18 protein-coding genes, 2 tRNA genes, 3 rRNA genes and 3 pseudogenes are annotated in these 24,773 nt (G+C 58.5%); 15 read left to right on the forward strand and 11 right to left on the reverse strand.

The genetic code is table 11. From position 1 onward, the window contains the following. Window positions 1–51: 51 nt before the first annotated feature. Window positions 52–543 carry a cytochrome P460 family protein gene (locus tag IPJ76_18820; protein ID QQR86602.1) on the reverse strand — a complete coding sequence of 164 codons (492 nt, stop codon included), beginning with the start codon at window positions 541–543 and terminating at the stop codon, window positions 52–54. 60 nt (window positions 544–603) lie between these two features. Here IPJ76_18820 and ispE point away from each other — a divergent pair, with 60 nt between their 5' ends. Further along, the gene (gene ispE / locus IPJ76_18825; GenBank protein QQR86603.1) at window positions 604–1,434 is read left to right on the forward strand and encodes a 4-(cytidine 5'-diphospho)-2-C-methyl-D-erythritol kinase; all 831 of its coding nucleotides are present in this window, start codon (window positions 604–606) and stop codon (window positions 1,432–1,434) included. On the opposite strand, the gene lepB is transcribed toward ispE, so the two are convergent. The 9 genes from lepB to mtgA all read right to left on the reverse strand — a co-directional run bounded on the left by lepB (window position 1,423) and on the right by mtgA (window position 10,503). Continuing rightward, window positions 1,423–2,121 carry a signal peptidase I gene (gene lepB / locus IPJ76_18830; GenBank protein QQR86604.1) on the reverse strand — a complete coding sequence of 233 codons (699 nt, stop codon included), beginning with the start codon at window positions 2,119–2,121 and terminating at the stop codon, window positions 1,423–1,425. The genes ispE and lepB overlap by 12 nt on opposite strands. Further along, entirely contained in the window at window positions 2,118–3,446 is a 1,329-nt protein-coding gene (locus tag IPJ76_18835; protein QQR86605.1) for a TlpA family protein disulfide reductase, read from the reverse strand. The genes lepB and IPJ76_18835 overlap by 4 nt, the downstream gene beginning before the upstream one ends. Before the next feature lie 70 nt (window positions 3,447–3,516). Continuing rightward, window positions 3,517–3,629 (reverse strand): 5S ribosomal RNA (gene rrf / locus IPJ76_18840). Between the two features lie 75 nt (window positions 3,630–3,704). Beyond that, a 23S ribosomal RNA gene (locus tag IPJ76_18845) occupies window positions 3,705–6,596 on the reverse strand. A gap of 88 nt (window positions 6,597–6,684) precedes the next feature. Then, window positions 6,685–6,758, reverse strand: a tRNA-Ala gene (locus IPJ76_18850). 11 nt (window positions 6,759–6,769) lie between these two features. After that, window positions 6,770–6,846: transfer RNA gene (locus IPJ76_18855), tRNA-Ile, on the reverse strand. Between the two features lie 110 nt (window positions 6,847–6,956). Continuing rightward, window positions 6,957–8,480, reverse strand: a 16S ribosomal RNA gene (locus tag IPJ76_18860). Together the 16S, 23S and 5S rRNA genes with 2 tRNA genes alongside form the textbook arrangement of a ribosomal RNA operon. A 381-nt stretch (window positions 8,481–8,861) precedes the next feature. Then, a complete protein-coding gene (locus IPJ76_18865; GenBank protein QQR86606.1) occupies window positions 8,862–9,560 on the reverse strand; it encodes an SDR family oxidoreductase in 699 nt (232 codons plus the stop codon). A gap of 13 nt (window positions 9,561–9,573) precedes the next feature. Then, window positions 9,574–10,503: a monofunctional biosynthetic peptidoglycan transglycosylase gene (gene mtgA / locus IPJ76_18870; GenBank protein ID QQR86607.1), complete on the reverse strand. Its 930-nt coding sequence runs from the start codon at window positions 10,501–10,503 to the stop codon at window positions 9,574–9,576. A gap of 102 nt (window positions 10,504–10,605) precedes the next feature. Between mtgA and IPJ76_18875 the strand changes: the two genes are divergently transcribed. The 7 genes from IPJ76_18875 (at window position 10,606) to IPJ76_18905 (ending at window position 18,111) form a co-directional block, all read left to right on the forward strand. Next, window positions 10,606–11,169 (forward strand): hypothetical protein, encoded by a 564-nt coding sequence (locus IPJ76_18875; protein QQR86608.1) that lies wholly within the window; start codon window positions 10,606–10,608, stop codon window positions 11,167–11,169. Window positions 11,170–11,973: 804 nt separating this feature from the next. Then, window positions 11,974–12,603 (forward strand): hypothetical protein, encoded by a 630-nt coding sequence (locus tag IPJ76_18880; protein ID QQR86609.1) that lies wholly within the window; start codon window positions 11,974–11,976, stop codon window positions 12,601–12,603. 151 nt (window positions 12,604–12,754) lie between these two features. After that, window positions 12,755–14,827, forward strand: coding sequence for an N-6 DNA methylase (locus IPJ76_18885; protein QQR86610.1), 2,073 nt, complete (start codon window positions 12,755–12,757; stop codon window positions 14,825–14,827). Then, complete coding sequence (locus tag IPJ76_18890; protein ID QQR86611.1) at window positions 14,824–15,918, forward strand: PD-(D/E)XK nuclease family protein; 1,095 nt, start codon at window positions 14,824–14,826, stop codon at window positions 15,916–15,918. Before IPJ76_18885 ends, IPJ76_18890 begins: the two co-directional genes overlap by 4 nt. A 65-nt stretch (window positions 15,919–15,983) precedes the next feature. Further along, window positions 15,984–16,523 carry a restriction endonuclease subunit S gene (locus IPJ76_18895; protein ID QQR86612.1) on the forward strand — a complete coding sequence of 180 codons (540 nt, stop codon included), beginning with the start codon at window positions 15,984–15,986 and terminating at the stop codon, window positions 16,521–16,523. Window positions 16,524–16,579: 56 nt separating this feature from the next. Continuing rightward, entirely contained in the window at window positions 16,580–17,266 is a 687-nt protein-coding gene (locus IPJ76_18900) for a restriction endonuclease subunit S (protein QQR86613.1), read from the forward strand. After that, window positions 17,263–18,111 (forward strand): hypothetical protein, encoded by an 849-nt coding sequence (locus IPJ76_18905; protein ID QQR86614.1) that lies wholly within the window; start codon window positions 17,263–17,265, stop codon window positions 18,109–18,111. Before IPJ76_18900 ends, IPJ76_18905 begins: the two co-directional genes overlap by 4 nt. A 364-nt stretch (window positions 18,112–18,475) precedes the next feature. Here IPJ76_18905 and IPJ76_18910 read toward each other — a convergent pair whose 3' ends face one another. Further along, entirely contained in the window at window positions 18,476–18,883 is a 408-nt protein-coding gene (locus tag IPJ76_18910; GenBank protein QQR86615.1) for a hypothetical protein, read from the reverse strand. A 467-nt stretch (window positions 18,884–19,350) separates the two neighbouring features. Here IPJ76_18910 and IPJ76_18915 point away from each other — a divergent pair, with 467 nt between their 5' ends. The 7 genes and pseudogenes from IPJ76_18915 to IPJ76_18945 all read left to right on the forward strand — a co-directional run bounded on the left by IPJ76_18915 (window position 19,351) and on the right by IPJ76_18945 (window position 24,729). Continuing rightward, entirely contained in the window at window positions 19,351–19,578 is a 228-nt protein-coding gene (locus IPJ76_18915; GenBank protein ID QQR86616.1) for a hypothetical protein, read from the forward strand. Window positions 19,579–19,823: 245 nt separating this feature from the next. Continuing rightward, window positions 19,824–20,024, forward strand: a complete 201-nt coding sequence (locus IPJ76_18920; GenBank protein QQR86617.1) for a hypothetical protein — start codon at window positions 19,824–19,826, stop codon at window positions 20,022–20,024. 1,467 nt (window positions 20,025–21,491) lie between these two features. Further along, window positions 21,492–21,989: a hypothetical protein gene (locus IPJ76_18925; GenBank protein QQR86618.1), complete on the forward strand. Its 498-nt coding sequence runs from the start codon at window positions 21,492–21,494 to the stop codon at window positions 21,987–21,989. A 169-nt stretch (window positions 21,990–22,158) separates the two neighbouring features. Continuing rightward, window positions 22,159–22,374, forward strand: a pseudogene (locus IPJ76_18930) (DUF488 family protein). 3 nt (window positions 22,375–22,377) lie between these two features. Then, window positions 22,378–23,213, forward strand: a pseudogene (locus IPJ76_18935) (hypothetical protein). A gap of 23 nt (window positions 23,214–23,236) precedes the next feature. Beyond that, window positions 23,237–24,587 (forward strand): annotated as a pseudogene (locus IPJ76_18940) (type I restriction endonuclease subunit R). After that, a complete protein-coding gene (locus tag IPJ76_18945; protein QQR86619.1) occupies window positions 24,580–24,729 on the forward strand; it encodes a hypothetical protein in 150 nt (49 codons plus the stop codon). The pseudogene IPJ76_18940 and the gene IPJ76_18945 overlap by 8 nt, the downstream one beginning before the upstream one ends. Window positions 24,730–24,773: the final 44 nt, after the last annotated feature.

The following is a 24,773-nucleotide window of genomic DNA, read 5'->3' on the forward strand; positions in this document are numbered from 1 at the left end:
GGAAGGGCGAATGTAGAAGGCGGTGGCAACGTGGCGCGGGCCGTCGGTGGCTCAGTAGAGATCGAACACACGCACCAGGTCACGGTTCGGGTCGTTGGAATGGCAGCCGATGCAACCATCGCCTTTCCGGCCCGCGCTGAAAACCACTGAGCCATCGGGCCTTACCTCGTTCCAAAGCCATCCACCGGCAGCAAGCTGGTCGCCTGGTGCTTTCTTCATCACAGCGAATAAGTCCAATGCCCCGTTGAGGTAGATGTCCTTCACCACCACACTGTTCGGCGGGAAAGAAGACCCGCCCGGCAGCTTGCCCGTACTATCCAAGGCCGCGGCCGCAACTGCATTGAACCTCACCCTGAAGGTTCCATGCGGACTGTTCCCGGCAGGGTCGGTAATGGCTGGCGTGTTCACGTAGTTGACCGTGGCAGTATCCAAGGCCGCTTCCAACAGCAGACGGTCGGTGAGTCCGCCATCCACGTCGTGTTCACAACCCGCGAGCACCAAGGCCGCAACCAGAAGTCCACCCAAGATGTTCCGTGACCGCATGCCGCTAAGTTGCTCATCAGAACGTTCACCACGCGCCCCGTACGAATTAGGTTCGCCGCGATGATCGCCTTCCCACCAGCGAAGATCAACTTGGGCCTCAACGTGTTGCGTATGCGCGCCGATGGCTTCCACGACATCGAGAGCGTGCTGGTTCCCGTTCCCCTGCACGATGCATTGGAGATCATCGTGGCGCCGGATGTATCTCCGGGCGAGGTGGTTTTCACCAGCAGCGGTGAGGCTATACCCGGCAACGCGGCCGACAACCTCTGCCTGAAGGCCGTGCAGCGCGTGAAGACACATTGTCCCTTGCCCGGTTTGCGCATGCACCTGCACAAGGTGATCCCCATGGGTGCCGGTTTGGGCGGTGGCAGCAGCGATGGCGCACACACGATCCGGCTGCTCGATGACCTGTTGGGCCTGCAGCTCGGCGACACGCTAAAGCATGAGCTGGCCTCGTCGCTCGGTAGCGATTGCCCGTTCTTCTTGTCAGACCGACCTCAGTTGGCCACGGGCCGGGGCGAAGTGCTCGCACCCATTGACCTCGACCTGCACGGCTGGTGGCTCGTGTTGGTCAACCCGGGCATTCATGTAGGCACGCCGGAGGTGTACAAAAACACCATACCCACCGATCGATCCATGGACTACGCATCGGCGCTTCGCAACACGGATCCCCGCCGTTGGCAAAGCACTGTGACGAACACCATGGAGACCTATGTCCTCCAAGCCTATCCAGCCGTGAAGACCTTGCGGGATGAACTCCTTTACCTGGGTGCGGACTTCGCGGCCATGAGCGGCTCGGGCTCCAGCGTGTTCGGCTTGTTCAAGCAGAAGCCTGCTCTGCCCGGAACTTGGCAAACCTCCACCCACAGGAGCTGGTGCTTACGGCTCTAAAGGTCGTAGCCGAGCATCGAGGGCTACCCCAACGATGTCCGCCTTCGCTATAAAACCGAAGTACCGGGAATCGAGGCTCCCGTAACGGCTATCCCCCAGCACGAACACGCTATCATCCGGCACCACCAAAGGACCGAAACTGTCCAAGTGCCATTCAGGTTGAGCGCGCTCCCACAATTCCTGCGTCGGTGTGGGGGCCGTGATCAAAGCCCGTGCAACGCCCGGCACTTTCGCCGCTTGCAACTCATCGCACAAGAAGAGCACCGTGTCCCGGTGATCGCTCGGCAATAGGAACCTGGTCTTCCCGCGTTGCTCGAACCCACGGGCTTTGCTGATGTGAGCTTTCCACTGGAGCTCGAGCCGGAGCTTTACATCTACATCCTGTCCGTTCACCAGTAGGCGCCCGTTGCTTATCACCACCGAATCACCTGGCATACCGCAAAGCCGCTGTACCCACACTTCGCCCACGCCGGTCGGCGCCTTCGACTTGTGCATGACGAGGTCGAGCATAACGGGTTCGCGCCACGCCGTTGCGAACAGCCGATCACCGGGCATCAAGTTGGGTGCCCCGGAGCTGCTGCTGATCGTGTACCACTGCAGCCCACCGGTCAGGCGCGCCACGATCAGGAATGCGCACGGCAACCCGAAAACGACCGCGAAGCCAATGATGAACTTGTAAAGCTTCATAGGACGGAGCCGAGGAACACCTTCATCGCCGCAATGTCCTTCGGCTTGGCAACGATGCGCAGGTTTGTGTCCAGCACGTAGAAGCTCGGCGTGGCCTTCACATGGAATGCTTGGGCTGCCGGTGATCCCCAGGCCATCTGCTCCGTGAAGCAGGGCCATGTGATGCCGTGCTCGGCGATGCACGTGCCGAACTCGCTCCGATCGGGATCGAGCGCGATGCCGATGGCCCCGAATCCCTTCGGGCCGAACGTGCGCAGCGCCTCGGCCAGTTGCGGCATCTCCGCATGGCAGTGGTCGCAGGTGCTGCTGTAGAACATGATGGCCAGGAACCGCCGGTCCTTGAGGAAGGAGGAAATGCTCACACTGTCGGCAGCGGGTTGCGGCAGGCGCACATCGGGGGCAACGGCGCCGATCGCCACGGTGCGCAGGCCATCGATGCGGGCTTTGAGCGTAGCAGAAAGCCGGGGCTCGGGCTTGGCGGCCAGCACATGCCGCTCCACCAGGTCCTGGAGCACCATCTCCGGACCGTACTGATCGAACAAGCCCAGCAGCAGGTCCAACGCGTAGGTGTGGCACTCCGTGCAAGGCCGAGCGTGTGCGAGCACGGAATCGGCCGCTGCCGTGAACGAATCCTCGGAATACACCTGTTGAAGCTGGATGACGGCCAGTACGGCTTTGGCGTACACGGTGCTGCGCAGCAGATCAGCGTCGGCGAAGTTGAAGGTGGTGAGCAGGTCGGCGCCGTTGGCGGTGTTGTCCACCAGGCGGCCGGCGTTCACCGCTTTGGCGAAGAAACCGTTGGGCGCCATGGCCGAAAGGCGCGACAGGTGTTTGCCCTGCATGGCGTGCGTGCGGCGCTCGAGCGAGTCCAGTTCGCGCGACCGGAGGACAGCGGTGGCCGGCAGGGCTTCACGCTCGCGGGCAATGTTGGAGCGGAGGGCCTGTGCCTCGCGGCTGAGCTGCTTGTATTCCCACAGGCGGTCGTTCTCCTCGCTGGCCACCACATGCAGGTGCTCCTGCAAGGGTTTGCCGGTGAAGGCAAGGACCACACGCGGCTCACGCACATCAATGATGAAGTCCACGCGGTCGCTGTCGGGCAGCATCAGTTGGTAGAAACCCGAACCGGGCCAGGTGCGCTCGAAGTGCGCCCGGCCCTGCGCGTCGGTGCTGGCGGAATCGAGCAGCACGCGATCGGCGCCGCGGCTCACGAACACCTTCACCACCGTACCCACGGGCAGGGGGAACCCCATGGTGGCGGTGAGGGGCTGAGCGAACGCGGGGGGCGCGAGTAGCAGGATGGCGAGCAGGCCGAACGATCGGAACATGATGGCGCGTGGGCGAAAGTCGTACCGGAGGGGGGTAAAAAAAAGAACCCCGCCTTGTGGGCGGGGTTCAGATCGGCGACGACATACTCTCCCTGGCTTTTGGCCAAGTACCATCTGCGCTGACAGGCTTAACTTCTCTGTTCGGAATGGGAAGAGGTGGACCCTGTCGCAATAGTCACCTGAAATCATCAATAAGAATTGACGTGTGTCAGACCAAACCAAGACAGCCGATGATCGCTCCACGAGAGAGCTTGTTCGGGTCGAAAGCGTTCGGGCAATTAGTACCACTCGGCTATGCCATTGCTGGCTTTACACCTGTGGCCTATCAACGTAGTAGTCTTCTACGGCCCTAATAAGGAAGTCTCATCTTGAGGTGGGCTTCGTGCTTAGATGCTTTCAGCGCTTATCCCATCCGGACATAGCTACCCAGCGATGCTCCTGGCGGAACAACTGGCACACTAGCGGTCCGTCCGCTACGGTCCTCTCGTACTAATAGCAGCTCCTCTCAAACTTCCGACGCCCGCAACAGATAGGGACCGAACTGTCTCACGACGTTCTGAACCCAGTTCACGTGCCACTTTAATCGGCGAACAGCCGAACCCTTGGGACCTTCTCCAGCCCCAGGATGTGACGAACCGACATCGAGGTGCCAAACCATTCCGTCGATATGAGCTCTTGGGAATGATCAGCCTGTTATCCCTAGAGTACCTTTTATCCTATGAGCGATGGCCCTTCCATATGGAACCACCGGATCACTTTGTCCTAGTTTCCTACCTGGTCGACTTGTTGGTCTCGCAGTCAAGCTCCCTTATGCCAATGCACTCAACGCACGGTTACCAAGCGTGCTGAGGGAACCTTTGAAAGCCTCCGATACACTTTTGGAGGCGACCACCCCAGTCAAACTACCCACCACACACTGTTTCCCTGTTTCGCAGGGATTAGACATCAGATGACAGAAGGGTGGTATTTCAACGTTGACTCCACGATGCCTAGCGACACCGCTTCAAAGTCTCCCACCTATCCTACACATCGGGCAGCCGATGTCAATGTGAAGCTATAGTAAAGGTTCATAGGGTCTTTCCGTCCCGTTGCGGGAACCCGGCATCTTCACCGAGACTACAATTTCACCGAGCTCGTGGCTGAGACAGTGCTCAGATCGTTACACCATTCGTGCAGGTCGGAACTTACCCGACAAGGAATTTCGCTACCTTAGGACCGTTATAGTTACGGCCGCCGTTTACTGGGGCTTCAATTCAAAGCTTCGCCTTGCGGTTGACTTCTCCTCTTAACCTTCCAGCACCGGGCAGGTGTCAGGCCTTATACGTCATCTTTCGATTTCGCAAAGCCATGTGTTTTTGTTAAACAGTCGCCTGAGCCATTTTACTGAGACCCCTCACGGGGTACCGCTTCTTCCGAAGTTACGCGGTTAATTTGCCTAGTTCCTTAGCCACGGATCACTCGAGCGCCTCAGGATACTCTCCTTGACTACCTGTGTCGGATTGCGGTACGGGCGGCATGCAGCTGAAGCTTAGAGGGTTTTCTCGGAAGTCTGATTAAGGTCAATGGATTCGGCCGAAGCTTCCTCCTACTGTCAGGTTTCGGCACCAACGGCGGATTTGCCTACCATCGGTATACCTACGCCCTTCACCGTGCTATTCCGTCAGCACGGAGACCGTTCACTCCTTCGTCGCCCCATCGCACTGCACGCCGGTGCAGGAATATTGACCTGCTGTCCATCAGCTTCGCCGTTCGGCTACGCCTTAGGCCCCGACTAACCCTGATCCGATTAACGTTGATCAGGAAACCTTAGTCTATCGGCGGACGGGTTTTTCACCCGTCTTATCGTTACTTATGCCTACATTTTCTTTTCCGGCCGCTCCAGCACACCTTACGATGCACCTTCAGCGCTGGCCGGAATGCTCCTCTACCGATCCTTACGGATCCCACAGCTTCGGTGGTATGCTTGATGCCCGATCATTATCCATGCCGGACCGCTCGACTAGTGAGCTGTTACGCACTCTTTAAATGAATGGCTGCTTCCAAGCCAACATCCTAGCTGTCAATGCAGTCCGACCTCGTTAGCTCAACTTAGCATACACTTAGGGACCTTAGCCGATGGTCTGGGTTATTTCCCTTTCGCGCACGGACCTTAGCACCCATGCGCTCACTCCCAAGTACTGACGTCATGGCATTCGGAGTTTGTCCGGGTTTGGTAGGAATCGCTTCCCCCTAGCCCGATCAGTAGCTCTACCTCCATGACGATAAACTTGAGGCTGCCCCAAAAGGCATTTCGAGGAGTACGAGCTATCTCCCAGTTTGATAAGCCTTTCACCCCTAATCACAGCTCATCCGAAGACTTTTCAACGTCTACCAGTTCGGACCTCCATTCCGTGTTACCGGAACTTCATCCTGGCCATGATTAGATCACTGAGGTTTCGCGTCTGCCGCCACTAACTATACGCCCTGTTAAGACTTGCTTTCGCTTCGGCTGCGGGGCTGAACCCCTTAACCTTGCTAGTGACGAGCAACTCGTAGGCTCATTATGCAAAAGGCACGCTGTCACCCCGCCGTAGCAGGGCTCCAACCGCTTGTAAGTGTATGGTTTCAGGTCTATTTCACTCCGCTGTTCGCGGTGCTTTTCACCTTTCCTTCGCAGTACTGGTTCGCTATCGGTCTCTCAGCAGTATTTAGCCTTGGGGGATGGTTCCCCCGGATTCAGACAGGATCTCACGTGTCCCGCCTTACTCAGGATACCACTAGGTACAGTATGCATTTCGTGTACGGGACTGTCACCCTCTATGGCCCCCCTTTCCAAAGGGTTCCACTACACATACTGAGTCCACATTGTGGTCCTACAACCCCGGTTGCGCCGAAACGCCGCCGGTTTGGGCTGTCCCCTGTTCGCTCGCCACTACTGGGGGGATCTCTGTTTTGATTTCTTTTCCTCCAGGTACTTAGATGTTTCAGTTCCCTGGGTTCGCTTCCCGTATCGCTACGGGATCCACGGCCTTCAGCCGTAGGGGTTGCCCCATTCGGAGATCCACGGATCACAGGTCATTATGCACCTCCCCGTGGCTTTTCGCAGCCTATCGCGTCCTTCATCGCCTCTGAGAGCCAAGGCATCCACCATACACCCTTAGTAGCTTTCTGACCTTACTTGGTCAAGCTCTTTGTTCTCGGTGGACCGATCGCTCGGTCTGTCTTGGTCGGTCTGACAACACGTCAAAGAACGTTGAGGTGGAGAATATCGGAGTCGAACCGATGACCTCCTGCTTGCAAAGCAGGCGCTCTAGCCAGCTGAGCTAATTCCCCGTTCCCTATCCTGGTTGTCCTGCGCAGATTTGAACTGCGGACCTCTACATTATCAGTGTAGCGCTCTAACCAACTGAGCTACAGGACAAGGTAGGTAACGGTGTACCTATCAACGATCAAGAATATTGTCCAGCCTGATAGAACAGCAGTATGTCGCCCCGCATCGCTGCGGGACAGAGACCTGCCTTTTTTCTCTAAAAAGGAGTTGTTCCAGCCGCACCTTCCGGTACGGCTACCTTGTTACGACTTAGCCCCAGTCACCGGTTTTGCCCTAGGTAGCTCCTTGCGGTCACCAACTTCAGGCACCCCCGGCTTCCATGGCTTGACGGGCGGTGTGTACAAGGCCCGGGAACGTATTCACCGCATCATGGCTGATATGCGATTACTAGCGATTCCAGCTTCACGGAGTCGGGTTGCAGACTCCGATCCGAACTGAGACGAGTTTTGGAGATCGGCATCCGCTCGCGCGGTAGCTTCCCTTTGTTGCTCGCCATTGTAGCACGTGTGTAGCCCAGGACGTAAGGGCCGTGATGACTTGACGTCGTCCCCACCTTCCTCACCGTTTACACGGGCAGTTTCTCTAGAGTCCCCGGCATTACCCGCTGGCAACTAGAGATGGGGGTTGCGCTCGTTATGGGACTTAACCCGACACCTCACGGCACGAGCTGACGACAGCCATGCAGCACCTCGCACGTTGTCCGAAGAAGATGACGTTTCCGCCACTGTCAACGTACGTTCGAGCCCTGGTAAGGTTCCTCGCGTATCATCGAATTAAACCACATGCTCCACCGCTTGTGCGGGCCCCCGTCAATTCCTTTGAGTTTCAGCCTTGCGGCCGTACTCCCCAGGTGGATCACTTAACGCTTTCGCTAGGTCACTGGCAGTGTATCGCCAATGACGAGTGATCATCGTTTACGGCGTGGACTACCAGGGTATCTAATCCTGTTCGATCCCCACGCTTTCGTGCCTCAGCGTCAGTTGTGGCTTCGCGAGCTGCCTTCGCGATCGGTGTTCTGTGCCATATCTAAGCATTTCACCGCTACACGGCACATTCCGCCCACGTCAACCACACTCAAGAGCGGCAGTATCAATGGCAATTCTACAGTTGAGCTGCAGGATTTCACCACTGACTTACCACCCCGCCTACGCACCCTTTAAACCCAATGAATCCGGATAACGCTTGCACCCTTCGTATTACCGCGGCTGCTGGCACGAAGTTAGCCGGTGCTTATTCCTCCGGTACCGTCAACCCAGGACACGTCCTGGGGTTTCTTCCCGGTTAAAAGCAGTTTACAACGCGTAGCGCCTTCATCCTGCACGCGGCATGGCTGCGTCAGAGTTGCCTCCATTGCGCAATATTCCTCACTGCTGCCTCCCGTAGGAGTCTGGTCCGTGTCTCAGTACCAGTGTGGGGGATAACCCTCTCAGGCCCCCTAACGATCGTAGCCTTGGTGAGCCGTTACCTCACCAACTAGCTAATCGTGCGCATGGTCATCCTGTACCGCCGGAGCTTTCAAACCAAGGTGATGCCACCTCGGCTGTTATGGGGCATTAATCCTCCTTTCGGAGGGCTATTCCCCAGTACAGGGCAGATTCCATACGTGTTACGCACCCGTGCGCCGGTCGCCGGCGATGTATTGCTACACCCCGCTGCCCCTCGACTTGCATGTGTTAAGCCTGCCGCTAGCGTTCATCCTGAGCCAGGATCAAACTCTCCATTGTAAGTGTTTGTTTGATCTGCTCGAAATTTGACGAGGTCTCCCACTTCGATCGGTGTGATCGAAAGGACACCTGCTGTTCTAAATCAGGCATGGACAATACTTCAAAGAACGCTATGTGATGCCTTGAGGCATACAAGTCTGTTCGGCCTCGCTCGCTTCCCGGGACTGACCCCTTTTGCGAGCGGGGCGGCAAATGTAACGGCGCCTTCCCTTCATTCAGGCACTATGTCGAAAAAGATTTTCGACCTCCTGCCCTCCTCCTTCCACACTGCCCCTTCGGGCGCCGTACCAAAGAACGTTTTTCTGAAACGGGCTGCAAATGTAGGCGGCTCTCCCATACATGCAACACCTAGGCAACAAAAAAGTGAGGTTCCCGCGCCCATCAAGGGTTTGAAGAGGCCACCGGAAGTACCTGCCCGTTGAACTGGCGGTGCCCCTCCACCGCGAACCGCGCCACGAAGGCCCCCATGGCCTCGGCCGTGGTGGGCGCCGTGTAGCCGGGGAAGGCCGCCCGCAGCATGGCCGTGTCCACCGCGCCCAGGCACAGGCAGTTCACCCGAGGTCCATTAGCGCTGAACTCGGCTGCCAGGCACTGGCTAAGACAGGCCAAGGCCGCCTTGCTGCTGCTGTACGCGCTTAGGCCGGGGTATTTGCTGGCCCCCTGGAAGCCGCCCATGCTGCTGATGGATACGATGTGGCTCTGCGGCCCCAACCTCGGCAACAGCGCCTGCACCAACTCCACCGCGCTGAAGACGTTGGCCGTGTACACCGCCTGCAGGTCGGTGCGCGTGATGGCCGCGAACGGCTTGTTGATGAGCAGTCCGTGGTTGAGGACCAGACCGGCGACGGGGATGTCGCCCACCACGCCGGCCAGGCGCACGCCAGCGCCCTCCGCGCTGAGGTCGAGCGGGAGCACCTCTACCCTGCCCTGCGCTGCGGGTTCCTTGGCAAGGGTGCGCAGAGCATCGGCGTTGCGGGCCACGGCCAGCACGGTGCAGCCATGCGTGCCGGCCAGCTCCAAGGCAGTGGCGCGGCCTATGCCTTGGCTGGCGCCGGTGACGATGATGAGGGGGGCGGGCATAAGGATCAGAAGATCAGGTGATCAGAAAATGGATGCACTGTGCTGGATCGCTTCGCAGAGCCTCGCGATGACGCACGCCCAGGGCCTGCTGCGGCGCAACGGGCTCATGGGGCTGGCTCGCGGCGTCCATCGTCATCGCGAGGAGGCTTTGCGACGAAGCGATCCAGCCCACCGGTGCCATCCAAGCCACCTTCTTCTTGCGGCGGGCTTTGCGGGCTTCCTTGTCCTCTTTGGCCTTGGCGTTCTTCTCGCGCACGGCCGGGTCCAGCACGTTGCCCAGGTTGTTGATGTTGCGCACCACCCAGGCGGCACGGCGCGTGGTGAAAGGGCCCGGCCGCTTGCAGCTGTAACGGCGCGGCGAGGGCAGTTGCACGGCGATGAGCGCAGCTTCGCGCTGGCTGAGCTTGGCGGCGGCTTTGCCGAAGCAGCCCTGCGAAGCGGCCTCGGTACCAAAGCGGCCCTTGCCGGTCTCGGCCACGTTCAGGTACACCTCCAGGATGCGCTCCTTGCTCCAGAAGGCTTCGAGGAGCACCGTGAACCACGCTTCGATGCCTTTGCGCACAAGGGTGCGGCCGTCCCACAGGAAGACGTTCTTGGCCGTTTGCTGACTGATGGTGCTGGCGCCCTTCAGCCTGCTGTTGCGCCGCTTGGGGTTGTTGTAGTTGGCCCAAGCCTCTTCCAGCGCCTCCCTATCGAAGCCGCGGTGGTCCATGAATTTCTGGTCTTCGCTGGCAATGACGGCCAAGGGCATCCACAGGCTCATCTCGTCCAGGTCCTTCCACGTGCGCTCGAAGCTCTCTTGCGCCCCGGCTTGTTCTACCATCACCCCGGTAACCGGCGGGTCGGCCACGCGGAGCAGCAGTACCCACAACACGCTCACCACCACGCACCAAAAGGCCATGGCGCACAGCCAACGCAAGGGGGGGAGGATGAAGCGGCGCATGGGTGGCGCGACGAAGATGGCGAACCACGGCTATGGAAGGACTACCAAGCGGAGCAGCCCAGTAATGTCGTGCGTGATGGCCCGGCCGTTTAGTTTGCCGGCATGCTGCTCATCTTCTTCTTTTTGGTCGTCACGGGCTTGCGCTTGTACAAGTCGTACAAGCGCGACCCCGGTGAGCATGTGGCTGCCAAGGTGACGTTGGCCTGTGTGATCATCTATGCCATCATCTTCTACACGTCATCGGTGGCATGGATCGGCGGGCTACTGCGTTACTCCGATCAATTCCGGCGGACGTACGAGGTGCCCGTTGGGGTGCTTTCTGCCGATGTGGTAGCCGGGGCCGCCATCCTGCACATCCTCGGCGGCACGGTCCTCCTGTTCTCAGCCACCAGCATGGCCATGCGTTCAACGAAAGCGTTGAAGTGGTTCCGCCTGCTGCTCTTCGTGGTTGCACCGGCCGAGGTGGTGAGCTTCTACCGCGGCCTGGAGTCGGAACCCACCGGCTTGCCTCCCGTGATATCACTGGGCTTCTCCGTCATCGTGGTATCCGTGCTCACGGGTTTCCTCTTTGTCATCATGGGGCGACCGTACATGCGTGCGTTCTTCAAGGGACCGCAGCCCATCGACCTTTCCCCGCTTTCACCCTCAGCACCTGAGCACCGCTGACCGTTAGCGACCCTGGTACGGCGCACTCCGCGCCAACGGTGCGGGACAGACTGCTTGCCCACACCGCCCAGCACCATGCGTTCATAGCGCTCCCCATGCGCAGGTCGCCTCAGACCATACACACTCTGCGCAAAACCATGCGTGGGCAGCCCCGGACCATGCGTCGTAAGCCCGAGACCATGCATGCTTTGCCATGGAGCATGCATGGAACGCACCAGACCATGCATGGATAGCGAAAGACCATGCACGCTCGGCCGCAAACCATGCATGGCCAACGCAGGACCATGCATGCATGACCGCAAACCATGCATGGATAGCGCAGGACCATGAACGGTAAGCCAGAAACCACGCGTCGTCAGCGCAAAACCATGCGTGGTGAGCCGCAAACCATGCATGGTCAGCAAAAAACCACGTGTGGTCAGCAAAAAACCATGCATGGTTTTTGAAAAACCATGCATGGAAAATCCCCATCCGTCCCTACCCTCCCCTTCGGAAGCCGTGCGGCCGCCCTGGTTTGCCCTTTTTCCGGAGAACGGGCAACGGCGCGCTCCAGCCCGGCATCGGCATCCGGAAAGCCTTTAACGGCAGCTATTGCACAGGGTACGCCTCCGGAAAAGCAGGCTCGGCGGTCACTTCAACACAACAACGCCCGGAAAGCCACGTTGATGTAAGCGAACGTCGACCTGCCATCGGCGTGAGGCAACAAGTCGGCAACCAGCGATCGGACCGGGCCCGGGTACTGGCACCCCGGCCAGGGAAAGCAAAAGGCCCGGACCCGGTGCCATCGCACAACACCTACGAGTCATGAAAATGGCAAAAACAGGTATGGCGGGTTTGAACCCTGCCGAGAAGGTGGCCCACGCCCGCAAGGTGGTGACCGCCATGACCGGCAACCTCAGCTTCGCCACGCCCACGCCCACCCTGTTGGTGGTGGGGGATGCCGCTACCGACCTGGAGGACAAGAACAACGCGGCCAAGAACGGCGACCACGAGAAGATCGTGCTCCGCAACGAAGCCGCCGACGTCCTTGACGACCTCATGGTGCGCCTCTCGCTCTATGTGAGCAACACGGCGCAGGGATCGGAGAGCATCATCCTCAGCAGTGGGTTCGAGGTGCGCAAACCGGGCGAGCCCGTCGGGCTTCCCGCCAAGCCGGAGAACTTCCGGGCCGATATGGGCCCCCTACCCGGCAGCGTGGAAATGCGTTGGACCCCCGTGCACGGCGCCTACCTCTACCATGTGGAAGTGAACGCCAGCGACCCGCCCACCGCCGACGGCTGGGCGCGGCTGGACGAATGCTCCACCGCCAGTTTCGTTGCCCAAGACCGTGAGCCTGGTCGGTACCACTGGTTCAGGGTGCGCGCCATTGGCGCTTACCCCGACCCCGGTCCGTTCAGCGACCCCGCCAAGGGCTACGCCACGCCGCTGCCGTAATGCAGTAGCGTGAGCACTTCAAACATCCCGCCCCAGTCGAAAGGCCGGGGCGGGGTGTTTTTTGGGGAGGGTGCGTGTTCACGGCCCCAGGACCGAGCGCCATGCGGAAAATCACTTCATTGCGCTAACGAACGCCTCTATCAGGATCTCCATGTCCACCGACACCCATCAGCAGCTTGCGAATTTCATCTGGAACATATGCAATCTGCTGCGCGGGCCCTATAAGCGCAACGAATACCGAAAGGTTATTCTACCGCTCACCGTGCTCAAGCGCTTCGACAGCATCCTAGCACCAACCAAGGCAGCGGTGCTGAAGAAACATGCCTCCTTCGCGGGGGACGAGACCAAGACCGAGACTGTGCAGGTCAGCATGCTCACCTCCGTGAGCGGCGTGAAATTCTACAACACCAGCCAGCTTGATTTCAGTAAGCTGACTGCCGACGTGAACAATGTCGCCGCGAGCGTGGTGGGCTATATGAACGGCTTCAGCCCCAACGTGCGGGCCATCTTCGAGAAGTTCAAGTTCGGTGAGCAGGTGGCCTACATGGCCGAGAAGGACCTGCTTTACCGCGTCATCAAGGAGTTCCAGAAACCGGAAGTGGACCTGAGCCCGGCCAGGGTGGACAACACGCAAATGGGCTACGTCTTCGAAGAGCTCATCCGGATCGGGGCGGAACAGAGCAATGAAGAGGCCGGTGATCACTTCACGCCGCGCGAAGTGATCCAGCTGATGGTGAACCTGTTGCTGAGCGATGAGACCGACCTGGCCAAGAGCCATGTGGTGAAGACGATCTACGACCCCACCTGCGGCACGGGGGGCATGCTCAGCATGGCCGAGCACTACCTGCGCAACCTCAACAGCAAGGCAAATCCGCAGCTCTTCGGACAGGACTTCAACGACGAGTCGTGGGCGGTGTGCAAGAGCGATATGCTCATCAAAGGCGAGAACGCCGACAACATCAAACTGGGCGATACACTGAAAGACGACCAGCACGCGGGCGCGCAGTTCGATTACATGCTGGCCAACCCGCCGTTCGGTGTGGAGTGGAAGCAGCAGCAGAAGGTGGTGGAGACGGAGCACGAGAAACAAGGCTTCAACGGCCGCTTCGGTGCGGGCCTGCCACGGATTAACGATGGGGCCTTTCTCTTCCTGCAGCACATGCTCAGCAAGATGCGGCCGGTGGACAACGGTGGCAGCCGGATAGCGATCGTTTTCAACGGCAGCCCGCTCTTCACGGGTGATGCGGGCAGCGGCGAAAGCGAGATCCGCCGCTGGATCATCGAGAACGACTGGCTGGAAGGCATCGTGGCATTGCCGGACCAGCTCTTCTACAACACAGGCATCAGCACCTACATCTGGGTGCTCACCAACCGCAAGACCAAGGCGCGCAAGGGAAAGGTGCAACTGCTGGATGCCCGCCTCTTCTTCGGCAAAATGCGCAAGAGCCTTGGCAACAAACGCAACGTGATCAGCGACAAGCAGATCGACGCCATCACCCGGTGCTACGGGGCCTTGGCCGATGGAGGCAAGGAAGTCTTCACCATCGACGGCAAGAGCGAAGCACGGATGGTCAGCAAGGTGTTCCCCAACGCGCACTTCGGCTATCGCAAGATCACCGTGGAGCGCCCGCTGCAACTGAACTTCCGGGCGAGCGCCGAACGCGTTGCGCGGCTCGATGAAGTGAAAGCCTTCGCGAACCTGGCCAGCAGCAAGAAGGTGAAGAACGAAGCCGAACGTCTGAAGGAAATAGAAGCCGGAAAACAACGCCAGGAAGCCATCAAGCGCTTGCTCAGGCGACTACCTGCGGACAAGCTCTACATGGACCGCAAGACCTTCTTGGCCGAACTGAAGAAAGCGGCCAAAGTCGCGGACCTTAGCTTGGATGCTGCCGAGGTAAAAGCCATTGTGACCGCCTTGGGCGAGCGCGACCCCAAGGCTGCGGTGTGCACCGATGCCAAGGGCCGCCCCGAGCCCGATGCCGACCTGCGCGACACCGAGAGCGTGCCGCTGAGCGAGACCATCGAAGCCTACTTCCAGCGCGAGGTGTTGCCGCATGTGCCCGATGCCTGGGTGGACACCACCAAGACCAAGGTGGGCTATGAGGTGCCGTTGACGCGCGAGTTCTATGTGTACACCCCGCCGCGCGCGTTGGAAGAGATAGAGGGCGAGATCGCGGGCTTGGAGAAGGAGATATTGGGGATGCTGAAGGACATTACGGTATGAGCCCTCTGGATGATCTTGCGGAATTGCTGAAGGAGTTGCCGGGGGAAGACTTACCCCCGCGACCAGACCTTTTCTCCATCTCAGGTTATCCTCACTACGAGGATGTGCTGAGCAACTGGTATTCCTTCTTCATGGACCCTAGTGGGCTACACGGACTCGGTACAATGTTCCTTGATACGCTCGTGGATCTTGCGAATGCAGGGAAGAGGGTAAGGGTCGGCAAGAGCATGTCCATCAGAAGGGAGTTCACGACGGAGAAGGGGCTTGCTGTGGACATCATCGCACATGATGGAATTGAAGTCGACGGCCGAATCGGGGGCGCGGAGAATGCTGTGATCATCGAGAACAAGGTCTTCCATGTGCTCAACAATAACCTCGATGACTATTTGACCTCAGTTCCCAATGCAAAGAAGATCGGCATTGTGCTATGCCTAAAAGCAAGACCTGTGGGTCACCCGCAGTATGAATGCATCACTCATGCTGCACTTATGGAGGCTGTGGTCGCACAACTTCCGATAACCTACCCAATGCCGGAACCATACCGGCAGTACCTGATCGACCTGGAACAGAACATACACCTATTGACCGAGAACATGGAGATCACGGACGAAGTGAGATTCTACCTAGAGCATGCCGAGAGGATCCAACGTGTGATCGCCTTGGAAGGCAGTCTTCGCGTCTATCTGACCACGGCTTTGAATACGGCAGCTCAGGCAATGCAAATGCAGTTAACGCGCAACCCGGGTCGTTCTTGGTATATTTCCGTTCACCGCGAGGATCGCGCGTACGTGACCGTCCTGTTGGAGGACGCTTTTACCAAGGGAACAGAGCTGGTCATTGTTGTGGAGGTCCGCGATGAGCATGAATTGAAGAGCAGTGACACCCGATTGGACAGCATCAAAGGGGTTATCGGCACGGAACGTCAAGTCGTCCATAAGGTCGATCCAAATGGGAAGTGGATACAGTTCGCTCCCATTAGAATTCCACTTACGCGTGAACGTGGCTTTGATCTAAGCAAGACTATTGAGGAGCGGATCAAGACAGACCTTCTTCCCGTACTGGATGCAGCACGCTTGGCCTTTCCGCAATGAAGGGAAACGCAGCCACTAAACCCTCCGGCATCCCCTGGCTCGGGGAGGTGCCCCCGGATTGGGAGATGAAGAAAATCCGCTTCCTCTTCCGGTTCCAAAGTGGTGGCACCCCAAGCACTACGAACGAGGCATACTGGGAAGGAACGCTGCCTTGGGTGTCTGCAAAGGACATGAAGAAGATGTGGATCTCTGACACAGAAGACCACATATCGGAGCATGCTCTTACAGAGAGCGCGGCGAACACAGTACCACCGAACAGCCTTCTACTGCTTACGCGCTCTGGCATTCTGCAACACACGATCCCGGTCTGCGTGAACAGCCGACGAATGGCGATCAATCAGGATGTGAAGGGATGCATCCCTGTGGCTGATAATGTGGACGTGCGCTTCTGTGCGTATTTCATACACGGCTCACAAGAGCAACTGCTTCCGCTGTGGCGACAAGAAGGTGCAACCGTGGAAAGTCTGGAGTTCGAGACGGTCAAGAACACCGCCTTCGCCCTTCCCCCTCCCCGAACAACGCGCCATCGCGGCCTTTCTGGACGAGCGCACGGCGCGCATCGATGGGCTTATGGCGCGCAAGCAGCGGCTGGTGCAATTGCTTAAGGAGAAGCGCCAGGGCCCTTATTACCCGCGCCGTTACGCGGGGCTTGGTTGCGAAAGTGAAGTTGAAGGAGAGCGGGGTGCCGTGGTTGGGGGAGGTGCCGGAGCATTGGGAGGTGAAGGATCTGAAACACATTATCGGCCCGATGGAACAGGGCTGGTCGCCACAATGCGACAACTACCCCGCCGACGAAAGTGAATGGGGTGTGCTTAAAGCGGGGTGCGTGAACGGCACCAGCTTGAACGAGATGGAGAACAAGCGGCTTCCCGATACCGAGGAGCCGATACCCGCGCTGGAGATCAAGCCCGGTGATATTCTCATGAGCCGTGCGAACACTGTGGATCTGATCGGAAGTTGTGGATACGTGGACAAGGTTCGGCCGCGACTGATCCTTTGTGACAAGTTGTATCGCTTCCACGCATTACCCGGCGTGAGCAACGGACGCTACCTGGTACACTTCCTTCGGTCACGCGCAGGGCGCTCATACATGGAGCAGAACACATCCGGCGCAAGTGATTCCATGCAGAACATCGGACAGGATGTGGTGCGCAACATCGTGATGCCTTGCCCACCACTCAAGGAGCAAGAGACCATCGTTGCATACATCGAGTCATCGACCATCCGCATCGACGCGCTGATCACCAAGGTGGAGCAAGCGGTGTTGCGTTTGCAGGAGTACCGCACGGCGCTGATAAGCGCGGCGGTAACGGGGAAGGTGCGGGTGGCGACCAACACAATCGTATGACCACCACGGACTACAAGGAGTGGATGCAGCGTGCGTTCCTAAAAGTGGAAGCGGCGCTGAGCGAAGAGCTGATCACGCCAGCATCATTATGTATGACCGAGGATCACATCCGGTCGGCGTTGGTCCGTGGCTTGGCTGCAGCCATGCCCACACATGCACATCGTATTGACACCGAGAAGACAGTCAGTTGGACGAACAATCCTTGCTGGTTAGGCACTAACCGTGTTCCGGAACAAGGACGCCCCATTCAGCATGACGTTTTCATTGCGCCTCACGATGGTGACAACGGGCTCGCTTGCGAAGTGAAGTGGCTAAAGAACGAGAAGGCCGGCGAGGTCCTAAAGGACATCTGGAAGCTCGTGCTATCCAGAGGTATTGCCTCGGAGGGGAGCGCAATGCGCATCTATTTTCTTCTGGGTGGAGAGGGGGAACATTTCAGAGCAACGATCAATGCGCTGTACCACCATACCCCACGCATGGCCGATCTTTCGTGGCAGCGCACGGATCAAGCACTGCCCAACCCCAAGCGGCTCACCATGGCCAATTTGCTTGGAACAGCGAAGGGAAAGAATGCCGTCAGGGATCTACTAAAATGGGGTTCCCCTCCTACCTATCGAACGCCACCATCCTGTAGGAACGAGTTCTACACGGACACACGCGCTACATGGAGACGGCCTCTTGATGGACAAATCAAGAAGAAAGATGGCGGAGTGCTGGTTTGGAATGCCGCGCTCTGGGAGATCACGGCTTGGGGTTTAAGTACCCGCCCCGCATTGAACTGGACAGCGAAGCGCGATGCCATGTTAGCCCCTAGCCCCGACAGCAAGAGTACCGTGCGGCGCTGATCAGCGTGGCTGTCACAGTGAATATGCGGGTGGAGTGAGGTTTCCATCGTTGCATTTCGTTTTCGGAGACCTTGGAACTACCTTTTATCATGAGTACTACACATACCCCCAACAGTGAGCACAATAGGAGCATGAAGGCCTTGGTCTTTCTCGCGCACCATGCGGCTGCATGGAGTGCAAACGACCACCGTCTGCAATGCGTGCCCTTCCGGTTCGGCCTTGACCTGTCACGCTGTTCGGGAAAGCCGCAGAGAACGATACCCGCAATGCGCTAGCACTCTCCCAAATGGCCTACCATGCCAGGCTGCATGCGCCGGATCTCCAGCGATAACGCCTTCGTGAAAAACGCCATGGAGTTCGCCGATCAGATGAATGAAAAGAGCGGGCTTGGGTCATCAGTATGCAACGGCTTGGGTCCTTCAGTTCCTCCGCTGACCAGGGTGCCTTGCAGCGGTTCTTCGCAGATGAGCATTTCTTGCCCTTGCAGTGCCGCGACATTGTGGACCGTCACGCCGCATCCGTACCGACGGAACAGTCTGAAGCGGATGCGCAAGGCCGTAGCAGGTTCCTTCAAGAAAAGTTCGAAGCGAACTACGGGCTGCTCGCCGGACTGATAGGCAAGTTGCGCGCTCCTACAGGGATCAATGTCGAAAGCAAACGGAGGAAATGGTGGAACTTCATTTGGGACGAGGATCTGTGTTGGATGATCGGACCGGCCCATGCCATCGGTAAAGCCCCAGTGCGTTTCGTTACCACCGATGGAGCGTTCCATACTGCTGCGGCCGAAGCGAGCTGTACTGACCGCGTTATGACCCTTGCTTCGTACCTAACGGCAACTGGCGGTGCCATAGGCGCCGAATAGTGCTGGAGCCAATGCGAGCGCCAGTAAAAGGGAAGGTGCGGGCGATACCTCCTCACCGTCGGCTGGACTTTCCTGAGGCCTACTGAACACACCGTGCGGGTCCATCGGAATATTCACCACTTTCATCATCCGCCCCCAACTCCATGAACCGATCCATACCGTTGCTCCTACTGTCTCTCATAGGTTACAACGCTCATTGTTTTGGGCAAACTTCTGCCTGTGTATCCAACGAGCTCATCGTCCAGTTCAGAAGTGGGGCACCGCTCTTGGGCGCCCAATGCGCCACTTGCACAGGCTTAAGAGCGTGGACCGTCTGAACTCGGCAATGGGCATTGTGGCCATTGAGCGGATTGTTGCATCAAGGCCGCAGAACGAAAATGAAAGCGAGGCCGGAAACGGATGGCCTCCTGCTGTTGCGCTATTCCACGGCCATCGATCCGGACAAAGCGATCGCGCAATACATGGCAACGGGGGAAGTGCAATTCGCCGAACCGAACTACCTGGCGCAAGGCAGCGCGCCACCACCAATAACACCGAATGACCCGCACCATTATCCGCGTCAATGGTCACACTTCAACGATGGAACCTTCAACGGGACCGAGTGAGACGACGCGGACATCGATATCCGCGCGAGGCATGGGAGATCGCCACCGGGATCGGTCGGGGTGGGTTGCGGCCATCTTGGACTCAGGCTTCAAATTGGACCATCCTGACGTTGCGGGCCGGATATGGAACAACAGCGACGAGATCCCCGGGAACGGCATCGACGATGATGGGAACGGGAGGTCGATGATCGCCAAGGTTGGGACTTCGTGAACAACGACAACAGTCCGATGGACGATACGTGGCCATGGCACCAACGTGGCCGGGCTGCTCGGCGCTACCAGACAACAATGGTATCGGATATGCTGGCGTCGATTGGAACTGCAAACTGATGATCACGCAGGTGCTGAACAGTTCCAATTCAGCCACGAGCGCGAACATGACTGCGGCGTTCTACTATGCTGTGGACAACGGCGCGGATGTGAGTGAACATGTCGATCGGCGGTAGCGGGTTCTCAGCTGCCATGCAAACAGCCATCAACTATGCCTACGCCAACGACGTGGTCATCGTGGCTTGCATGGTGAACTTCAACAACGCGGTGACCTACTACCACGCAGGTACAACAACGTGATCGCCGTGGGCGCCACCGACACGAACGACGAACGCGTAGCGCCTTTCTTCTAAGGACCCGACCAGCGGCAACTTCGGTACCCACATAGACCTTGTAGCACCGGGCAACTACATGTACGGATTGAACTACTCGTCGAACACGAACTTACAATTTACTGGGGTGCTATCCTCAAGCGTCCCCCATTGTTTGCGGGGTTGCTGGATTGATCGAGCACTGATGTCACATTGGGAGCGGACAGCATCGGAGCATCCTGATGGCCACGGCCGACGACCAAGTAGGCGACCCCGCTGAAGACACGCCAGGTTGGGACCAGTACCACGGTGCAGGCCGTTTGGACGCCTATGCCGCACTTCGGTCGATTGCGGCAACGATTACCGAAATCCGTGGCGATCGAAGTCTTCTTGGGCGGTCCATATGACACGGGAACAGCACTGATGCGACGGCCTTCGGGCTGCCGGGCTTGTTCCAGTGACGGAGCCGTATTCCTCCCTCGGCTATGTCTTCCGAGGTGAAAGCAGCCAAGCCATCTCACCAACCGTCCTTGCGGTACAAGGCAACAACGCCATCGTTGATTGGGTTGTGCTCGAACTTCAGCCTGGGGATGCCACTACCTCGATTACAGCCTCAGCAGCATGTCTGGTGCAACGCGATGGTGATGTAGTAGACCTCGACGGCTTTTCCGTACCCGGGACACATGCTCCGGAAGGGAATTACCATATCGCCATCAGGCACCGCAATCACCTAAGCGTTCTGAGCCCCGCCCCGAGTTCACTTGTCGATGACCGGAACCCTGGTGCACGATTTCACGGCCGGCTCGGCCTTTGGGTCAGCCTCACAGATTGAGGTCTCCGGTATTCACGCGTTATGGCCTGGTAACACAAACGGCGATGAGAAGTAAAGTACACGGGCGTGAACAACGACCGTGATGTAGTCCTTGTTGAATTGGGTGGAGTACTCCCGACCAATGTGGTTTCTGCCTATGACCGAAGTGATGTGAACTTGGATGGCCGGGTCAAGTACACCGGTATACACAACGACCGCGACCGGATCATAGTCACGATCAGGGAACACTACCGACAGCGGTGGTGCAGAGCAATTGCCTTAGTCGTGCAGGAGACTTCCTTGAGTGGAGCCTTTGGTCATTGAAGGAGTGTCGCACATGACATTGTAGGTGTCAAAGGTGCACGGCCCGGGTGGCAGCACCTTCCCATGTACTGGCAGCAACACCACGATGCAATTCTGGAAGGTGCCATGTGGAAGTGAAGCCCCATCCACTGAGGTGCGTTGGCAAGCACGTTGCGCGTGGTCCATCAAGCCGGTTCCGATGCGGGTACTTTTGCCTCATGTACTACCGCCGTCGCCTGCTCTTAGCCCTGCTGCAAGCTTTGGGCGGCCGCGCTGAGAAGATGCGCCTGCATAAGTTGCTGATGCTATACGTGGTGCAGCGCGGCAAGGCGGACTATCACTTCGTGCCCTACCGCTTCGGTGCCTTCAGTTTCCAAGCCAATGCTGACCTGGTGGCGTGGACTACCCGCGGACTGATGGCCAACCACGAGCGGGAATGGGAACTGCTGGACAAGGAAGACCACTTGGCCGCACTGGGGCCCACCGACCGCAATGCGCTGGATGCACTGCTTGCCACTTACGGTGCTTTGGATCCGCGAGGCGTTGGTGCGCGAGACCTACGTACGCTACCCCTCACGGCCTTGCGCAGCGAAATGGCGGCCCGTTTGCTGACCATTGCGCAGCAACAATCAGTTGTCCAAGCCCTGCCAGCGGCGGACCGGAAGGCTTGCCACCATCGGTTACGAGGGTCTCGACCTGGACGCCTTCCTGAATAAGTTGCTGAAAGCGCACATCGCCGTGCTGTGCGATGTGCGGCGCAATACCTTCAGCATGAAGTACGGGTTCAGCAAAAGCAGCTGCAACATGCCTGCGCAGGCGTGGGGATCGCTACGAGCACTTGCCCGATGTGGGCATCGCCAGCGATGAACGGCAGGAACTGAACACACGCAGGCCGATCGCGATGCGCTCTTCGCACGCCACACGGAACGCACGCTATCGACCACCGCTAGTGCACAAGCGCACATAGCGGCATTGGTAGAACAGCATCGGCGTGTGGCCATTATGTGCTTCGAGCACGAGGTGGGTTGCTGCCACCGCAACGCCTTGTCCAAGGCCGTCGTGCAGCGCCCCGACTTCCACGGCCAACTCACGCATCTGTGAGCCATGGCGCGGATGCGGGTGCTCCTGACGGTGACAACCTACCCGCTGCCGAGCCGTAGCTACGATGAGTTGGTGTGCACCGCAGGTATCTGCGAGGACGGCACATGGGTGCGCATCTACCCGGTGCCATTGAGCTTCCTCATGCAGATGAAACGCAGCGGCCAGATGCCGGTGCGCAAGTACACCTGGATAGAAGCCGACCTCGAACGCCGCAAGGATGACTTCCGGCCGGAAAGCCACTCGCCGGTGAACCGTGACTTCAACGCCATTGCCGTTGGCGAGCATATCGGCACTGAACGCGCGTGGGCTGAACGAAAGCACTTCTGCCTGCGAAAGGTGTACACCAGCATGGCGCAGCTCATTGCTGCAAGCCAGGGAGCCCACCAACGTTTCGCTTGCCACGTTCAAGCCAGCACGGTTCATCAGTTTCGACGTTGAGAAGGATGAGCGCGACTGGAAACCGGTATGGAAGGATGCGCGACAGCAGTTGGACCTGTTCGCGGAGGGAGCTCAGGAAGAGCCCAAGGAGATGATCCGAAGTTGCCCTACAAGTTCTACTACCGCTTCGTGGATTCCGACGGCAAGGAAAGCCGCATGATGATCGAGGATTGGGAGATCGGCCAGCTCTTCTGGAATTGCCTGCGGGACGCTGAAGGGAATGAAGAAGTGGCAGTAGCCAAAGTGCGCGCGAAATACGGGGGGCCTTCCTCAAGGAGCATGACATCCACCTCTTTTTGGGCACCACCCAGAAGTTCCACGCCATGCGGGCTGCAAATCCCTTTGTGATCGTCAGGGTGTTCTACCCGAAGCAGCTCGACCAGTTGGGCCTTTTTGAATAACCGCCGACGGCTACCTTGCTCGCATGACCAAGGTGACCAGCGAAACCATGTTCGAAGCGAACCTGGAAGACATCCTGCACGCCCGAAGCGGGTGGGAGAAACTGGCCAATACTGGATGGGACAAGGCGAACGCGTACTTCCCGGATGAAGTGGAGGGCTTCATACAAGCCACGCAAGGCGCATTGTGGCAGCAGATGGAAAAGCTGCACGGTGCAGAACTGAAGGCGAAGTTGCTGGACGCTCTGCTGAAAGACCTTGACCTGAAGGGCACCCTGCATGTGCTCAGACACGGCTTCAAGTTCTATGGCAAGCTCTTCCGGGTTGCCTACTTCAAACCCGCGCATGGCTTGAACCCGGAGGTATTGGCGCTGTACGCGAAGAACCGGTTGACCGTGACGCGGCAGGTGCTGTGCCATCCGGGCGATCGCAAAGAGATGGACCTCACCTTCTCCTTGAACGGTCTTCCGGTGGCCACCTGCGAACTGAAAAACCCCGGAACGCGTCAGACTTGGCACGACGCCGTGAAGCAGTACCAGGAGACCCGCGACCCGCGCGCACCGCTCTTCAGCTACCAGAAGCGCGCGCTCGTGCACTTCGCTGCCGATGTGGACGAAGTTCACATGACCACCAAGCTCGAACTGGAGAAGACGTTCTTCCTGCCGTTCAATCAGGGTAGCCACCCCGGTGAGGTGCAATGCGGGGCAGGCAATCCGGAGCACACAAGCGGGTACCGCACGGGCTACTTCTGGGAAGAGGTGTTGCAACGCGACAGTTTCCTGGACATTCTCGGCCACTTCATTTTCACCGAGCACAAGGAGGAGCAGGTGAACGAAGCCGGTGGCAAGAGCCGGATGGTGAAGAAGGAGACCGTGGTGTTCCCGCGCTATCATCAACTGGACGCCGTGCGAACGCTCATCAATGCGGCACGAGCACATGGCCCCGGCAGCAACTACCTGATCCAGCACAGCGCGGGCAGCGGCAAGACCAACAGCATAAGCTGGCTCGCTCACCGCTTGGCCAGTTTGCACAACGAGGGCGACGAGAAGGTGTATGACTGTGTAGTGGTGATAACCGACCGGCGCGTACTCGACCAGCAGTTGCAGGACGCCATCTACCAGGTCGAACACGCACAAGGCGTGGTACAGGCCATTGACGACAACAGCAGGCAACTGGCCGAGGCGCTGGTGGACGGCACGAGCATCGTCATTACCACCCTCGCAGAAGTTCCCGTGGGTGCTGAAGGGCCTGCTGAACCTCGCAGCCGGTGGCAACTATGATGGGTTATCGGAAACCGAGAAGCAGCTGGCCGCTGAACAAGCCGCCGTGTACGAGACCAAGATCAGCCAAGCGCCGTTACGCGATCGTAGTGGATGAAGCGCACAGCAGCCAAAGCGGCGATGCTGCCAAGGAACTCAAGGCGATCCGTGGCGCAGGCACAGCGGAGGAAGGCGAGGACATCAGCAGCGAGGACGTGCTCACGAAGGTGATGAGCGCCCGAGGAAAGCAGAAGAACTAGAGCTTCTTCGCGTTCACCGCGACCCCGAAGGGGAAAACCATCGA

The organism is Flavobacteriales bacterium (genome assembly GCA_016699575.1).
Taxonomy (GTDB): domain Bacteria; phylum Bacteroidota; class Bacteroidia; order Flavobacteriales_F; family PHOS-HE28; genus PHOS-HE28.

Coding starts and splice junctions, on each gene's coding strand:
- IPJ76_18925 (QQR86618.1), top strand. CDS start 21,492: ATGTACTACCGCCGTCGCCTGCTCTTAGCCCTGCTGCAAGCTTTGGGC.
- lepB (QQR86604.1), bottom strand. CDS start 2,121: ATGAAGCTTTACAAGTTCATCATTGGCTTCGCGGTCGTTTTCGGGTTG.
- IPJ76_18865 (QQR86606.1), bottom strand. CDS start 9,560: ATGCCCGCCCCCCTCATCATCGTCACCGGCGCCAGCCAAGGCATAGGC.
- IPJ76_18880 (QQR86609.1), top strand. CDS start 11,974: ATGAAAATGGCAAAAACAGGTATGGCGGGTTTGAACCCTGCCGAGAAG.
- IPJ76_18835 (QQR86605.1), bottom strand. CDS start 3,446: ATGTTCCGATCGTTCGGCCTGCTCGCCATCCTGCTACTCGCGCCCCCC.
- IPJ76_18915 (QQR86616.1), top strand. CDS start 19,351: ATGAAAGCGAGGCCGGAAACGGATGGCCTCCTGCTGTTGCGCTATTCC.
- IPJ76_18920 (QQR86617.1), top strand. CDS start 19,824: ATGGCACCAACGTGGCCGGGCTGCTCGGCGCTACCAGACAACAATGGT.
- IPJ76_18885 (QQR86610.1), top strand. CDS start 12,755: ATGTCCACCGACACCCATCAGCAGCTTGCGAATTTCATCTGGAACATA.
- mtgA (QQR86607.1), bottom strand. CDS start 10,503: ATGCGCCGCTTCATCCTCCCCCCCTTGCGTTGGCTGTGCGCCATGGCC.
- IPJ76_18895 (QQR86612.1), top strand. CDS start 15,984: ATGAAGAAAATCCGCTTCCTCTTCCGGTTCCAAAGTGGTGGCACCCCA.
- IPJ76_18910 (QQR86615.1), bottom strand. CDS start 18,883: ATGGAACGCTCCATCGGTGGTAACGAAACGCACTGGGGCTTTACCGAT.
- IPJ76_18905 (QQR86614.1), top strand. CDS start 17,263: ATGACCACCACGGACTACAAGGAGTGGATGCAGCGTGCGTTCCTAAAA.
- IPJ76_18875 (QQR86608.1), top strand. CDS start 10,606: ATGCTGCTCATCTTCTTCTTTTTGGTCGTCACGGGCTTGCGCTTGTAC.
- IPJ76_18820 (QQR86602.1), bottom strand. CDS start 543: ATGCGGTCACGGAACATCTTGGGTGGACTTCTGGTTGCGGCCTTGGTG.
- ispE (QQR86603.1), top strand. CDS start 604: ATGATCGCCTTCCCACCAGCGAAGATCAACTTGGGCCTCAACGTGTTG.
- IPJ76_18890 (QQR86611.1), top strand. CDS start 14,824: ATGAGCCCTCTGGATGATCTTGCGGAATTGCTGAAGGAGTTGCCGGGG.